Here is a 12,382-nt window from a genome sequence, read left to right as displayed (position 1 = left end):
TCTGGTCGTCGTGCTCGGTGTCTCGATGAACCTGCTGCTCACGTTTGCTCCTGACGTCGTGCCGGCGTGGGTCGCGAGTGCGGTGGTCGTGTGCACCTCGGCGACGCTCGTGCTCGTGGCGGCCGCGGTCCTCGTCCGGCGCATCAGGCAGTCGCTCGGCGTGGCGGCGGCCGCCGCGCGGGCCGAGGAGGAAGCGGAGGAGGCCCGGCGCGAGCTGCGAGGCGTCGTGTCGGCGGGTCGCGAGCGGGTCCGAGGCGCGGAGTTCTCGGAGACGCTGCTCGGCGCGCGCCGTCGGCTGATCGTCCACGGCGTGGGTATGACCAACGTCTCGCGCGAGGGTGACTTGATTCGTACGGCGGCGTTGAACGGCCTGGAGATTCATTTCGTGATGGTCGACCCGCGCTGGCTGCGCTGGCGCGTGGGCATGGCAGGGGTGGTCGGACGCTTCTACGACGAGCCCAGGATGTTGCTCCGGATCGAGAAGGCGCACCGTGACCTTCAGGCGATCGCGCGCGAGGTCAACGCCGAGTGCGCCGAGGAGAGGGTGCGGGTGCATACCTATCGTGCGATCTCCACGTTCGGAGCGACGATCGCTGAGCCCGGGACGCCGGAGGCGAACGGATTCGTCGAGTTCCACGTGACAGGTCGACTTCTCCGGCGTATCCGGTTCGGCGTCCGCTATTACCGGGACGGGCCGCGGGACCGGTCCGTGGTGTCGCAGATCGTCGACGCGATCTCCGACCTGAGCGGATACGACTTCTCCGCGACGGTCCCTATCCGACCCTTGCGCGCCGTGCGGCGATGGTGAGCCAGGACCTTCCTCGCATGTCTGTTGAGGTCGCGTCCTGCAGGTCGAACGGCTCGCCTGCTGCGTCTCGGATCAAGGCCAGGAACTCGTCCTTCGGATAGTGCCCGCGCCACCGGTCTACGCCCGTCCCGTCGGATCGGTACTTCACGAAGTACCCCTCCTCGCGGCTGTCCTCGATGGTGGTGGAGAACAGCGCCGTGCCCTGGAACGCGACAAGATCGAGAGCCTTCTTCACCACGGCGCGGTCGTAGGGCCGGGGGAAGAGGTGGACGAATGCGTTGGCGACCACCAGGTCGAACTGGCGGTCGCCGAGAAGTTCGGTACGGCCTGCCGCATCGTGGAACGTGCCGGCGTGGAACTCGCCGGTGAGAAAACGGGGGCGGTGATCCTTTCGGAGCCGGAACCGTTGCAAGCGCCACCTGGCTATCTGAATCATGCGTGGGGAGAAATCGACCCCGGTGACGTCATAGCCGTGTGCTGCGAGAAGATAGGCGTGCGATCCGTCGGCGCACCCAATGTCGAGCGCCTGCAATCGTCTGCTGCGGGTATTTCGCTGGAACACAACGGCCAGCCATTCAGCGGCGTGCTTCAAGCGTTGTCTCGACGTGACACGGTACTCGCTCGCGAGTGCCTGGTATGCGACGAGGTTTGTCGCAAGTATCGAGGTGAGGTCTGCCTCCAGCGCAGGCTCTGCGCTGGCGGGTGCAGCCGGCATTCGGCTCCTCGGGCGTCGTTGACGGGATCGATCGTGAAGATTCTGTAACTGGGTGGGATCTTGGCAGAGATCGCAAGTTCATGCACATCCATGTTCGCTGCCGGAGTGTGCCCGAGCGTCATGGGCATGTGGCACGATCCAGTGTGCCTTTAGAGCGGATTGCCCTCATCAGTGACGTCCACGGCAACCTCACCGCACTGGACGCGGTGCTCGATGACATCGAGACGCGTGAGGTCGATCAGATCATCAACCTGGGCGACTTCGTCGGGAAAGGGCCCCGGGGGAGTGAGGTGGTGGATAGGTGCGGCAAGGTGTGCGACGTCAATATCCGCGGTAACTGGGACGACTTCCTGCCGACGCTCGGCGACGATGCGTCCCCCGGGATGGTCTGGTGGCGTGACGAGCTGCGCGCCGACCAGCACGAGTGGCTGCGCAGCCTCCCGCTGAGCCACGACCTGCTGCTGAGCGGGCGGCACATCCGGCTGTTCCACGCCTCGGCCACGAGCCCCCACGTGCGCGTGCGTGCCCGGCACACCGCCGAGGAGTTCGACGGCATGTTCCGGAACACCCCGATGACGGGCGACGGCACGCCGCCGTCGATGGTCGGCTACGGCGACATCCACGAGGCGTTCCTCGAGATGAACCAGGGGCGCACGCTGTTCAACGTGGGGAGCGTCGGCAACCCCCTGGACGAGCCCGTCCCCGGGTACGTGATCCTCGAGGGCGTGGTCGGCGAGCCGGGGCCGGCGCCGTTCGGCCTGCAGTTCGTGCGCGTGCCGTACGACGCCGAGGCCGAGATCGCCGTCGCCGCCCGACTGGGCATGCCGGAGCTCGCGCCGTACGCCACGGAGCTGCGGACCGCGGTATATCGGGGGCTCCAGGCGCCGTGACCAGCGGCGTAGCGAAGGGCGCGCGATCAATGCCAGGAATATCCCCGCGACAGGCGTGAGTAATTGCCCGGCGCATCGGTCTTGCGGAGAAAAGAATCATCGGTGGATATCGAAACTCGCACCGATTCGACTGGACTCTGGGCACCGGAACGCGCAAGACTGGCCGTGTGAACGAGATCACATTGGAAGCCGAAGCCAGCAATCAGCACAAGGACCTCACGACGCTCGAGGCCGCCCGCATGCTGGGCGTGTCCAAGCTGCACGTCATCGACCTGCTCGAGGCCGGTGAGATCGACTATCACATGGTCGGGTCGGACCTGATGTTCAGCGCCGCTGAGATCGAGTCCTACAAGTTCGACCGTGAGCACCGCGACTCGGAGTCGCTCGTATCGGCATGACCCCCGCGCGGCGGCAGACGCCCTGGCGCTTCCGCTGACGCAGTGCGTGCGGCCCGCGAACCTGCGAAGCCACGCACCCTGACGCCTGAGCGCACGTTCATCACCGCGAACGTGCGCTCTTGTCATGTCCGGACCGCGCCGAACCGGGCCGGCCTCACGCCCAGCCCAGCGGCTCCAGGTCGCGCGGACCGGCGGCGATCAGCCCCGCGATCGTCGCGTCGGAGACGGGCCGGCCGCCCCAGGCGTCGACGCCGACGTTGATCTGCCGCCCCCGCTGCCGCCAGGTGTCGTGCACGTGGCCGTGCACCACCCAGCCGCCTCGGTCCGCGAGCCGGTACTCGACGAACCGGTCCGCGCCGTGCGAGTCACCCTCGTAGGGGAAGTGGGACAGCTCGACGGTCCGGTCGCCCACGACGACCGGCTCGGGCCGGTCGTGGATCTCGGCGAAGCCCGCGGCCAGGTAGCGCTCGTGCTCCGTGGCCCGACGCCGCTCGCGCGCGTCCGGCTCGCCCTTGCGCAGCGCGCGGTCGCCCTCCCAGCAGCGGTCGTGGTTGCCCGGCACGAGGATCTTGTGCCCGGCGAGCCGCCCGATGTTGGCGAGGGAGTCGGCCAGGGAGCCGAGGGCGACGTCGCCCAGCACCCACACGGTGTCGTCCTCGGTGACGGTCTCGTTCCAGAGCCGCACGAGGGCGGCGTCCATGTCCCCGACGCCCGCGAACGGGCGGTCGCAGAACCGGATGATGTTCAGGTGTCCGAAGTGCAGGTCGGACGTGTAGTACGTAGTCATGTCAGGGCGTATTCAACCGGGCCCGGGCCGCCGAGGGAACCGAATTGGGCGGCCCGGGCGTGGCGGGTCCCGCCGTCAGTACCGGTACGACCAGGTGCAGAACCCGCTGTCGGCGGTGAAGGACACCTTGTCGACGCCGTCGTCCTCCCACCCGAGCACCGTCTTGTCACGGCGGGTGGCCGTCAGGTAGTCGCCGGCCGGGATGGTGATCGTGGTGCTGGGGAGGGTCAGCGAGTAGCCGCTGCACACGGGCTGCTCGCCCTCCGGGAGGTACTCGCAGTCGTCGCACGCGTCGATCTTCACGACGCCGGTCGCCGGCCCGGTGAAGACCATCTCGAACGGGTCGGGGCTGTAGTTGTAGACGGTCAGCGTGACCGTACCCTCGGGCTCGTCCCGGGCGGGGAGCCGGACGCCGGCCTTCGGATCCACCAGCGCTATCCCCGCCGCGATCCGCACGCGCTCCGCGTAGTCGGCCTCCTTCGCCCGTGGGTACGACTCCACCAGGCCGTTCAGGGCCTGCACCGCCGTCGCGTACCGCTCGCGCTCGAACTCCTGCAGCCCGCACTTCAGCAGCCCGGCGGGCACCTGTTCGCGAGCCTCGTCGGCCAGGGAGCTGACCTTGCCGGAGTCGAACTTCGCGAGGAAGCCCGCCGACGCCGCGGCGGCGCCGGTGTCGGTGCAGCGCTTCGCGCCGCTCAGCTCCTTGAGCACGCCGTCGCGCCACTCCGCGAGGTCCCCGGGCACCGCCGACGCCGGCCCGCTGGCCGGGTGGTCCGCCAGGAGCTCGGTGAGGTAGGTCCGGGACATGTCGAAGTTGCCGGCCTCGGCGGAGCGCAGGCCGCAGTCGTGCAGCGCGCCCGGGATCTCGCTCTCGGCGACCCCCTGCAGCGGTCCGGGCGTGCCGGGCTCGGCGAAGTGCCGGACGACGACGAGCCCCGTGCACGGGTCGTCGGTCTTGGCCTGCGCGTACAGGTCGTCGATGAGACCCGGCACCCGGTCGGCGGCGCGCGTCGCGGGGTGGTCCGCCGCTACTGCCAGGTAGGTCGCGTACGCGGCGTCGTACGTCTTCCTGAACGGGCCGAACGCCGTGCCCGTCGACTCCAGGCTCGCCTCGGCGCGCTCCAGGTCAAAGGCCAGGTGGGCCTCCAGCACCTCGTGCTGCGCCACGGCGTACCCCGCGCCCAGCAGCGGCACGATCGCGAGCGTCGCCCACGCGAGCCGGCCCGCGGTGCGCGGCGACCAGGTCGTGCGGCGCCGGTTCGCGGACCCGGCCGTGCGGCGGGCGCGGTGCCGGGCGAGCAGCGCGGCGTCGAGGGCGAACAGGGCGAGCGCGCCCGCGTACCCCACGGCCCACCAGGCGGCGACGGGTTCGCGCCCGATCGGCAGCGCGACCCAGGCGAGGCCGGCGGTCGCGGCCAGGGCGACGACCAGGCGGGGCCACGCCCGCAGGTGCAGGTAGCCCAGCCCGAGGCCGCTCAGGTTGAGCAGGGCGGTGGTCAGCGGGCGGGTCGACGGCGGCAGGTCGCCGGGCGCCTCGTCCGGCACGCCCGGGTCCGGCGTCGCCGCGGGGGCCGCCTCAGGCGACGGGCCGGGCGTGGTGTCGGGCGCGAGGTCGGACCTCGCGTCGGGCGTCGCCTCGGCCGTCGACGACGCCTCAGACGTCGTGTCGGACGACGCCTCGGTCGTCGCCTCGGCCCCGGTCGGGGACGCGGCCTGCGCCCTCCTCGGAGCCCCTGCCCCCGTGGCTGCCGCCCGAGCCGTCGCCGCCCACGCCGCCGCCCGTGCCGCCGCCTCGGACCTCGGCTCGGAGACGACCTGTTCGGCCGCGTCATGGCCCTTGGATGTCGCGCCGGCCGGCTCCCCCGTCGGGGCCGCGTCCGGTGCGGTATCGGTGCTCATGTGCCGGGATGCTAGATCCGCGACGGGGGCGAAAAGCCCGAAAACCGCCGGTTGACCGGGTGATTTATCCGCTGAGTCCGAACTGTGACGAGCGGGCGCGCCCGATGCGTCATGATCGGCGGATGGATCTCGCCGTGGAGCTCAGCAGCCGCACCGGACGCACGGACGCGATCTACCGCGCCCTGCACTCGGCACTGACCACGGGCCGCGTGCCGGCGGGGGAGCGGCTGCCCTCGACCCGTGACCTCGCGCGCGACCTCGGCGTCTCGCGCGCCAGCGTCGCCACGGCGTACGAGCGCCTCGTCGCGGAGGGATTCCTGGAGACCCGCACCGGCGCCGGGACCTTCGTCACCGCGGCGGCGAGCGACGCGGCGCCCGCACGCCCCCGCAACCCCGGCGTCCTGCGGCCCCGGGCCGGCTGGCGCTGGCAGGTGCGGCCCGCGAGCGGCGACCGGCCGGCCCCCGCCCACGACTTCCGGGTGGGCATCCCCGACGCGGGCCTCTTCCCGTTCGACACCTGGCGGCGGCTGCTGGCGACCGAGTCACGTGCGGGCGGCCCCGTCGCGGGCTCGTACGGCGGCCCGGCGGGCCTGCCCCGGTTCCGCGCCGCGGTGGCCCGGTACGCGGCGGGCCACCGCGGCGTCCGCGTGGGGGCCGACGACGTCGTGGCCACCACCGGCGCGCAGCAGGCCCTCGATCTCGTCGCCCGCGTGCTGCTCGAACCGGGCGACGTCGTCGCCGTCGAGGACCCTGGCTACCCCGAGGCACGCGAGCTCTTCGCGCTGCACGGGGCCGAGGTGGTGCCCGTGCCGGTCGACGCCGACGGCCTGGTCGTGGACCAGATCCCGGCGCGTGCCCGGCTGGTCTACACCACGCCGTCGCACCAGTTCCCGCTCGGGATGCCGCTGTCGCTCGCCCGGCGCCGTGCCCTCCTGGCGCACGCGGCCCGGTACGGCGCTGCCGTGGTCGAGGACGACTACGACAGCGAGTTCCGCCGCGTGAACCGCCCGCTGGAGCCGCTGCAGGCCCTGGACCGCGACGGCCGCGTGGTCTACGTGGGCACCTTCTCCAAGTCGCTGCTGCCCGGCTTGCGCGTGGGGTACCTGGTGGCGCCCCCGTCGCTGCGCGACGCGCTGCTCGCCGCCCGGCAGCTCACCGACGGGCACGGGGCCGTGCACGTGCAGGGGGCGCTGGCGCGCCTGATCGACGACGGCCTGCTGGCCCGGCACGTCCGCAAGGCGTCCGCCGTCTACGCCGAGCGGCACGAGATCCTGCTCGACGCCCTGGCCGGGCTGCCGCTCGAGGTGGTCCCGTCGGCCGCCGGCCTGCACGTGGCGGCCTACCTCGCGGGCGGCGTCCCCGTGGGCTCGCAGACCCTCGTCGCCCGGGCCCGACGCCGGTCGGTCGGCCTGGAGTCGCTGGCCGCCTTCGCGACCGGGCCCCACCGCGACGGGGTGGTGCTCGGCGTCGGCGCCGCGGTCACGAGCTCGATCCGGCCAGGGATCCAGACGCTGGGGCGGCTGCTGGAGACGTGACGGGCGTCGCGGTCCGCGCCCGGCGCCGCCGCCACGTGGTCCAGGCGAGCCCGCCCAGCGCGGCGAGCACCGGCCCGGTCATGTGCGCGCCCGTCATCACGAGCAGGCCGAGCGCCGCCGCGAGCGACACCGCCGCGCACCACCAGGACGCGCGCCAGCGGGGCAGCAGCCGCAGCGCCGCGGCGGTGCCCACCACGTAGAGCAGCGAGAACGTGGCCGTCGCCATGAGCAGGATCGCGTCCGTGGACAGGTGCAGCAGGGCGAGGGTCGCCGTCGTGCCGAGCGCCACCACCGTGATCAGCGCCAGGGAGCGGCGCGGCGTGCGGCCCGGCGCGGCGCCCAGCCAGGCCGGGAGCGCGCCGTCGCGGGCCAGCGCGGCGCCCATCCGGCTGCCACCGGCGAAGTACACGTTGATGGCCCCGACGGTCAGCAGCACGGCCACCACCGTGGTCACGGGCCGGGCGTGCTCGCCGAACCCGAGCACCAGCAGGTCCGAGAGCGGCGCAGGCCCCGGCGTCGGGCCCAGCACGGCGACCGTCGCGAAGGCGACGCCGAGGTACAGCACGCCGACGGCGGCCACCGCGATCGCCGTGGCCCGCGGGATGTCGCGGGCCGGGTCCCGGTACTCGGCCGACAGCGAGCCCAGGATCTCCCACCCGGCGAACGCCCAGACCAGCAGCGCCGCCGCCGAGCCCACCGCGCCCCAGCCGTGCGGGGCGAACGGCGTCAGGTTGCCGGGCTGTGCGTGCGGCAGCGCCACCACGACGGCGACGGCGAGCAGCAGCGCGACCGTGCCCGCGATGACGAGCTGCGCGGTGCCGGAGACCCGCAGGTCGAACCAGTTCATGACGGCGCAGACCGCGATGATGACCACGGTGGTGGTCAGGGCGGTGCCGACGCCGCCGCCGGTCGCGTCGGCCACGTAGGCGCCCGCGAAGCCCGCCGCGGCGGGCGCGCCCACGCCGATGGTCGCGTAGAACGCCCAGCCGACCATCGTCGAGGCCCGCTCGCCGAACGCGAGCCGGGCGTACGTGGCCACGCCGCCGCCGTCGGGGTGCCGGGCGCCCAGGGCGGCGAACGTCGTGGCGAGCGGGACGGAGAGGAGCACGAGAGCTCCCCAGGCGACGAGCGAGGCGGGGCCCGCGACGCCGGCGGCCAGCGCCGGGAGCGAGATGACGCCGGTACCGAGCATGGCGCCGAGGGTGAGCGCCGCGCCCTGGGGGACGCTGAGACCGTTCTTCATGACCTAGAACCTAGGGTCGTAATGGACCGGCGAACGGGCCGATCCCGGGTCAGTCGTTCAGGCCGATCGGCGCCCGCGCCAGGGCCGCCGGGCTCACCGGTGCCGCCGCCGCCAGCTCGCGCAGGTGCAGCAGCCCCGTCGTGGTCGCGATGGCGAAGACGCGGTCACCCGGGTTCAGCGGGCGGCCCTGCGACGGCTCGAACATGCGCCCGCCCCCGCCGCTCGAGTGGGTCACCGTGTCGAACGCCAGCAGGCGGCTGCGCGCCGCGCCGGGCTCGTCGAAGCTGACGTCGCTGCTGTGCGCGCCGTCGAGCGCGCTGCCGCGCTCGACCCGGATCTCGGCGAGCACCAGCACGCGGTCCCGGTACGGGATGGTGGCCTTGACCTCCTGGCCGATCATCGCGGCGGCGAAGGACGGCGCGGCGAGGAACGACGAGCTGAGACCCACCGAGTCAGGGATCTCGCGCCGGATGCGCCGCGCGAGGTCGCGGTCGAACACGCGCAGCACCGTGCGCAGGCTCGGCGGCGCGTCCTTGGCCCGGGGGACCGAGCGGGCCGCGAAGCCGACCCCGATGGTCGTGGCGCCGCCGCTCGTGACCACGACGATGGCCTGGGCGGCCCCGACGTACGCGCTGCGCAGGGTCGTGGCCCGCCGGGCGTCGCCGATCACCACGGGCACGTCGCGGGCGCGCGCCACCGCGATGCCCCGCGCCGACTCGTCGACGTCGACGGCGACGACCGGGACGCCGCGCCGGTCCAGGGACCGCACGATCCGGGTGCCGAGGTCGCCCATGCCCACGACCACCACGTGGTCCGACATCGCGTGCAGCGGAGAGCCGGTGTCGAGCAGCCGCTGGGTGCGCACCACGCCGTCGACCACCACACCGGTGACCCACGGGATCACGGCGACGCTCACGACCGTCAGCGCCACCTGGGTGACCTTGACGACCGGGTGCGCGTCGTGGTCGGGGTCGCTGCCCGCCAGGGACGGCAGCACCGCCTCGTACAGCGCCCCGAGGAACGAGGCGCCGGTGGCCAGCTTGATGGTCACCGCACCGACGAGCACCACCACCAGCAGCACGGCGGCGGCCAGCAGCAGGTTCCAGCCCGACGTGATCGCCAGGGTGCGCAGGTAGTCGCCGAACCGGCGGCGCCGGTGCGGGTCCACCTCGTCCTCGTCGGGCTCCAGCTCCGCCTTGACCTCCGGCAGCACGTCGTCCGGGCCGGCGTCCGCGAGAAGCACCTTGGGCGTCAGGCCACCCAGCTCGCCCTCGGTCGGCAGGGCCACCACGTCGTCGCCGTCGTCCGACGCGAACAGGACCATGCGGGTGGGCAGGGCCTCCTCCTCGTCCGACACCGTGACCAGGCGACGGTGCCGCACCGGGAGGCGGACCTGGCGGCGCAGCGCCGCGCCCACGATCTCGGGGGCGGAGAACGCCGAGGACGACAGGACCGTGCAGCGGTCGTGCTCGAGGTGCCGGCCGAGCGACTCGTCGAAGATGCGGACCACGACGCGCAACCCGGGCCACCGCTCGCGCAGCAGGAGCGCGAGGGCGACGTTGCCGCCGTCGTCCTGGTCCACGAGCGCGGCCGCCGCGGCGCGCTCGACGCCCGCCGCCTGCAGGGCCTCCTCGTCGACCCGGTCCGCCTCGACGAGGTCGACGTCGTCCAGCGCGACCATGTCCTGCGCGTACCGCGAGGCGCGGTCGGGCACCACCACCGTGACAGTGCCGCGGAAGCGGCTGGCGAGGGCCCGGGTGAGGCGGAAGGCGAGGGGGCCGTCGCCGACGACGACGTAGTGCGCTCGCGTGCCCGAGCTGGCATCCGTCATGTGCGCGAGCGTAGCGGGACCCTCCGACAGTCGGCACGCATGATGCGTGTCGCCGACGGAGGGTCCCGGTAGTGCGTCCGGCCCGGGTCGGGCCAGGTCAGGCGCTGCCTGTCTGCTGCCTAGACGGCGGGCACGTTCGCCACGCCGTCGGGCAGGAACCGCCTGCCCAGCACCTTCTCGCTGTAGCCGGTGCGGTCCAGGTACGGCGTGATGCCGCCCGTGTGGAAGCCCCAGCCGGCGCCCAGGATCATCGCGAGGTCGATCTGCTGCGGCGAGGGCACGACGCCCTCCTCCAGCATGAGACCGATCTCGGTGGTCAGCGTGGTGAGCACCGCGTCCAGCACGCCGTCGCCGTCGAGCACGACCTGGCCGTGGCGGCCCGTCTCGCCCGCGACGAGCGCCTCGCCGAACACGGCCTGGATGGCCGGGTCGACGGGCTTGGGCAGGCCCTTGGCGGGTGCGTCGAGCACCACGCGGGTGCCGTCGGCCACGAGCTTCTGCAGGCCGGGGGAGGCCGGGATGCGGTCGCCCAGGTCCTCGCGCAGCGAGGTGAGCACGTGCAGGCCGACGGCCGGGCCCACCAGGTCCAGCAGCTCGAACGTCGGCATCGGGAAGCCGAGCGGCGCGAGCGCGCGGTCCGCGACGTCGACCGGCGTGCCGTTCTCGATGGCGTCCATGACCTTGCCCATCACCAGCAGCAGCAGCCGGTTGACCACGAAGCCCGGGCGGTCGCCCGCCAGGACCGCGGTCTTGCGCAGCTTCTTGGTGACGGCGAACGCCGTGGCCAGCGCCTCGTCGGAGGTGTGCTCGGCGTTGATCACCTCGACCAGCGGCATCTGGGCCACCGGGTTGAAGAAGTGGATGCCGACCACGCGCTCGGGGTGGGCCAGGTCGGCGGCCATCTCGGTGACGGACAGCGCCGAGGTGTTGGTGGCCAGGATCGCCTCGGGCGAGATGATGCCCTCCAGCTCGGCGAACACCTTCTTCTTGAGCCCCATGACCTCGGTGACGGCCTCGATCACGAAGTCGCACGCGGCGAACTCGCCGATGTCCGTGGTGCCGCTCACCGAGGCGACGATGCGGGTGGCGGCCTCCGGCGTCAGGCGCCCGCGGCCGGCCAGCTTCTCGGCCGTCTCGCGGACGAAGGCCAGGCCCTTGTCCACGCGCTCCTGGTCCAGGTCGCGCATGACGACGGGCACGCCGAGCCGCTGCGCGAACAGGAACGCCATCTGCGCGGCCATCAGTCCCGCGCCCACGACGCCGACGCGGGTGATGGGCCGCGCGAGCTTCGGGTCCGGCGCGCCCGCGGGCTTCTTGCCGGCGCCCACGAGGTTGAACGCGTAGATGCTGGCGCGCATCTCGTCGGACATGATGAGGTCCGCCAGCGCCTCGTCCTCGGCCGCGAACGCGTCCGTCTTCGCGGCGTCGCGGGCACCCGCGATCAGCTCCAGCGCGCGGCCCGGGGCGGGGCGCGAGGTGCCGACAACGGCGTCGAGCTGCGCCTTGGCGGCGCCGATCACGGCGTCCCACACGGGCTGCGGGTCCAGCTCGCGGCGGGGCACCTCGATCTCGCCGGTGACGACCTTCGCGGCCCAGATGATGGACTGCTCCAGGAAGTCGGCGGCCTCGAACAGCGCGTCCACCAGGCCGATCTGCAGGGCCTCGGCCGGCTTGTACGGCTTGTTCGCCGCCGGGCGGGTCAGGATGACCTCGATCGCCTTCTCCACGCCGACCAGGCGCGGCACGAGGTAGGCGCCGCCCCAGCCGGGCACCAGGCCGATGCCGGTCTCGGGCAGGCCGAGCGCGGCGGCGTCGGACGCCACGGTGCGGTAGTCGCAGTTCAGTGCGACCTCGAGGCCGCCGCCGAGCGCCAGGCCGTTCACGAACGCGAAGGTCGGCACCCCGGTGGTGGCGCGCAGGTCGCCCAGGATCGTGTAAGCGGCGTGGCCCATGCGGCCCAGCTCGACGGCCTCGTCGTGGCCGCTCAGCGTGGTCACGCCCTTGAGGTCGGCGCCCGCCGCGAGGAAGTACGGCTTGCCCGTCACGCCGACGGCGGCGATCTCGCCGGCCTCGGCGCGGCCGCGCACGGTCTCCAGGGCGGCCCGCAGCTCGGCCATGCCGCCCGGCCCGAGCGTGTTCGGCTTGGTGTGGTCCAGGCCGTTGTCGAGCGTGACCAGCGCGAGCACGCCGGCGCCGCCGGGGAGCTGGACGTCGCGGACCAGCGCGTGGGTGACGCGCTCGGTGAACGTCGTCGTCGAAGAGTTCTCGGTCACGGG

10 protein-coding genes are annotated in these 12,382 nt (G+C 73.0%); 4 read left to right on the top strand and 6 right to left on the bottom strand.

Going from position 1 to position 12,382, the window contains the following annotated elements:
- Window positions 1–25: 25 nt before the first annotated feature.
- Window positions 26–808 carry a hypothetical protein gene (locus ACH47X_RS05975; protein WP_397402345.1) on the top strand — a complete coding sequence of 261 codons (783 nt, stop codon included), beginning with the start codon at window positions 26–28 and terminating at the stop codon, window positions 806–808.
- Here the strand turns inward: ACH47X_RS05975 and ACH47X_RS05970 are convergent.
- The gene (locus ACH47X_RS05970; RefSeq protein WP_397402343.1) at window positions 774–1,523 is read right to left on the bottom strand and encodes a class I SAM-dependent methyltransferase; all 750 of its coding nucleotides are present in this window, start codon (window positions 1,521–1,523) and stop codon (window positions 774–776) included. The genes ACH47X_RS05975 and ACH47X_RS05970 overlap by 35 nt on opposite strands.
- Before the next feature lie 80 nt (window positions 1,524–1,603).
- On the opposite strand from ACH47X_RS05970, the gene ACH47X_RS05965 reads away from it, so the two are divergent.
- The gene (locus ACH47X_RS05965) at window positions 1,604–2,413 is read left to right on the top strand and encodes a metallophosphoesterase family protein (protein WP_397402883.1); all 810 of its coding nucleotides are present in this window, start codon (window positions 1,604–1,606) and stop codon (window positions 2,411–2,413) included.
- Between the two features lie 167 nt (window positions 2,414–2,580).
- Window positions 2,581–2,811, top strand: a complete 231-nt coding sequence (locus ACH47X_RS05960; protein WP_200836061.1) for a helix-turn-helix domain-containing protein — start codon at window positions 2,581–2,583, stop codon at window positions 2,809–2,811.
- A 154-nt stretch (window positions 2,812–2,965) separates the two neighbouring features.
- On the opposite strand, the gene ACH47X_RS05955 is transcribed toward ACH47X_RS05960, so the two are convergent.
- Both ACH47X_RS05955 and ACH47X_RS05950 read right to left on the bottom strand, forming a co-directional pair.
- A complete protein-coding gene (locus ACH47X_RS05955; protein ID WP_397402340.1) occupies window positions 2,966–3,598 on the bottom strand; it encodes a metallophosphoesterase in 633 nt (210 codons plus the stop codon).
- 75 nt (window positions 3,599–3,673) lie between these two features.
- Entirely contained in the window at window positions 3,674–5,497 is a 1,824-nt protein-coding gene (locus ACH47X_RS05950) for a hypothetical protein (protein WP_397402338.1), read from the bottom strand.
- Window positions 5,498–5,619: 122 nt separating this feature from the next.
- Here ACH47X_RS05950 and pdxR point away from each other — a divergent pair, with 122 nt between their 5' ends.
- Window positions 5,620–7,032, top strand: coding sequence for a MocR-like pyridoxine biosynthesis transcription factor PdxR (gene pdxR / locus ACH47X_RS05945; protein ID WP_397402335.1), 1,413 nt, complete (start codon window positions 5,620–5,622; stop codon window positions 7,030–7,032).
- Here the strand turns inward: pdxR and ACH47X_RS05940 are convergent.
- The 3 genes from ACH47X_RS05940 to ACH47X_RS05930 form a co-directional block, all read right to left on the bottom strand.
- On the bottom strand, window positions 6,977–8,275 hold the full coding sequence (locus tag ACH47X_RS05940) for an APC family permease (protein WP_397402333.1): 1,299 nt from the start codon (window positions 8,273–8,275) through the stop codon (window positions 6,977–6,979). The genes pdxR and ACH47X_RS05940 overlap by 56 nt on opposite strands.
- Before the next feature lie 49 nt (window positions 8,276–8,324).
- Entirely contained in the window at window positions 8,325–10,106 is a 1,782-nt protein-coding gene (locus ACH47X_RS05935) for a potassium channel family protein (protein WP_397402331.1), read from the bottom strand.
- Between the two features lie 119 nt (window positions 10,107–10,225).
- Window positions 10,226–12,379, bottom strand: coding sequence for a 3-hydroxyacyl-CoA dehydrogenase NAD-binding domain-containing protein (locus ACH47X_RS05930; protein ID WP_397402329.1), 2,154 nt, complete (start codon window positions 12,377–12,379; stop codon window positions 10,226–10,228).
- Window positions 12,380–12,382: the final 3 nt, after the last annotated feature.

Source organism: Promicromonospora kroppenstedtii, assembly GCF_044389675.1.
Classification (GTDB): Bacteria; Actinomycetota; Actinomycetes; order Actinomycetales; family Cellulomonadaceae; genus Promicromonospora; species Promicromonospora kroppenstedtii.
Note: the sequence above shows the minus strand (reverse complement) of the source record. Positions and strands in the feature narration are given on the sequence as shown.

What these genes read in the sequence shown, in the direction of transcription:
- ACH47X_RS05975 (WP_397402345.1), top strand. Translation starts at nt 26, where the DNA reads ATGAACCTGCTGCTCACGTTTGCTCCTGACGTCGTGCCGGCGTGGGTC.
- ACH47X_RS05970 (WP_397402343.1), bottom strand. Translation starts at nt 1,523, where the DNA reads ATGCCGGCTGCACCCGCCAGCGCAGAGCCTGCGCTGGAGGCAGACCTC.
- ACH47X_RS05965 (WP_397402883.1), top strand. Translation starts at nt 1,604, where the DNA reads ATGCACATCCATGTTCGCTGCCGGAGTGTGCCCGAGCGTCATGGGCAT.
- ACH47X_RS05955 (WP_397402340.1), bottom strand. Translation starts at nt 3,598, where the DNA reads ATGACTACGTACTACACGTCCGACCTGCACTTCGGACACCTGAACATC.
- ACH47X_RS05950 (WP_397402338.1), bottom strand. Translation starts at nt 5,497, where the DNA reads ATGAGCACCGATACCGCACCGGACGCGGCCCCGACGGGGGAGCCGGCC.
- pdxR (WP_397402335.1), top strand. Translation starts at nt 5,620, where the DNA reads ATGGATCTCGCCGTGGAGCTCAGCAGCCGCACCGGACGCACGGACGCG.
- ACH47X_RS05940 (WP_397402333.1), bottom strand. Translation starts at nt 8,275, where the DNA reads ATGAAGAACGGTCTCAGCGTCCCCCAGGGCGCGGCGCTCACCCTCGGC.
- ACH47X_RS05935 (WP_397402331.1), bottom strand. Translation starts at nt 10,106, where the DNA reads ATGACGGATGCCAGCTCGGGCACGCGAGCGCACTACGTCGTCGTCGGC.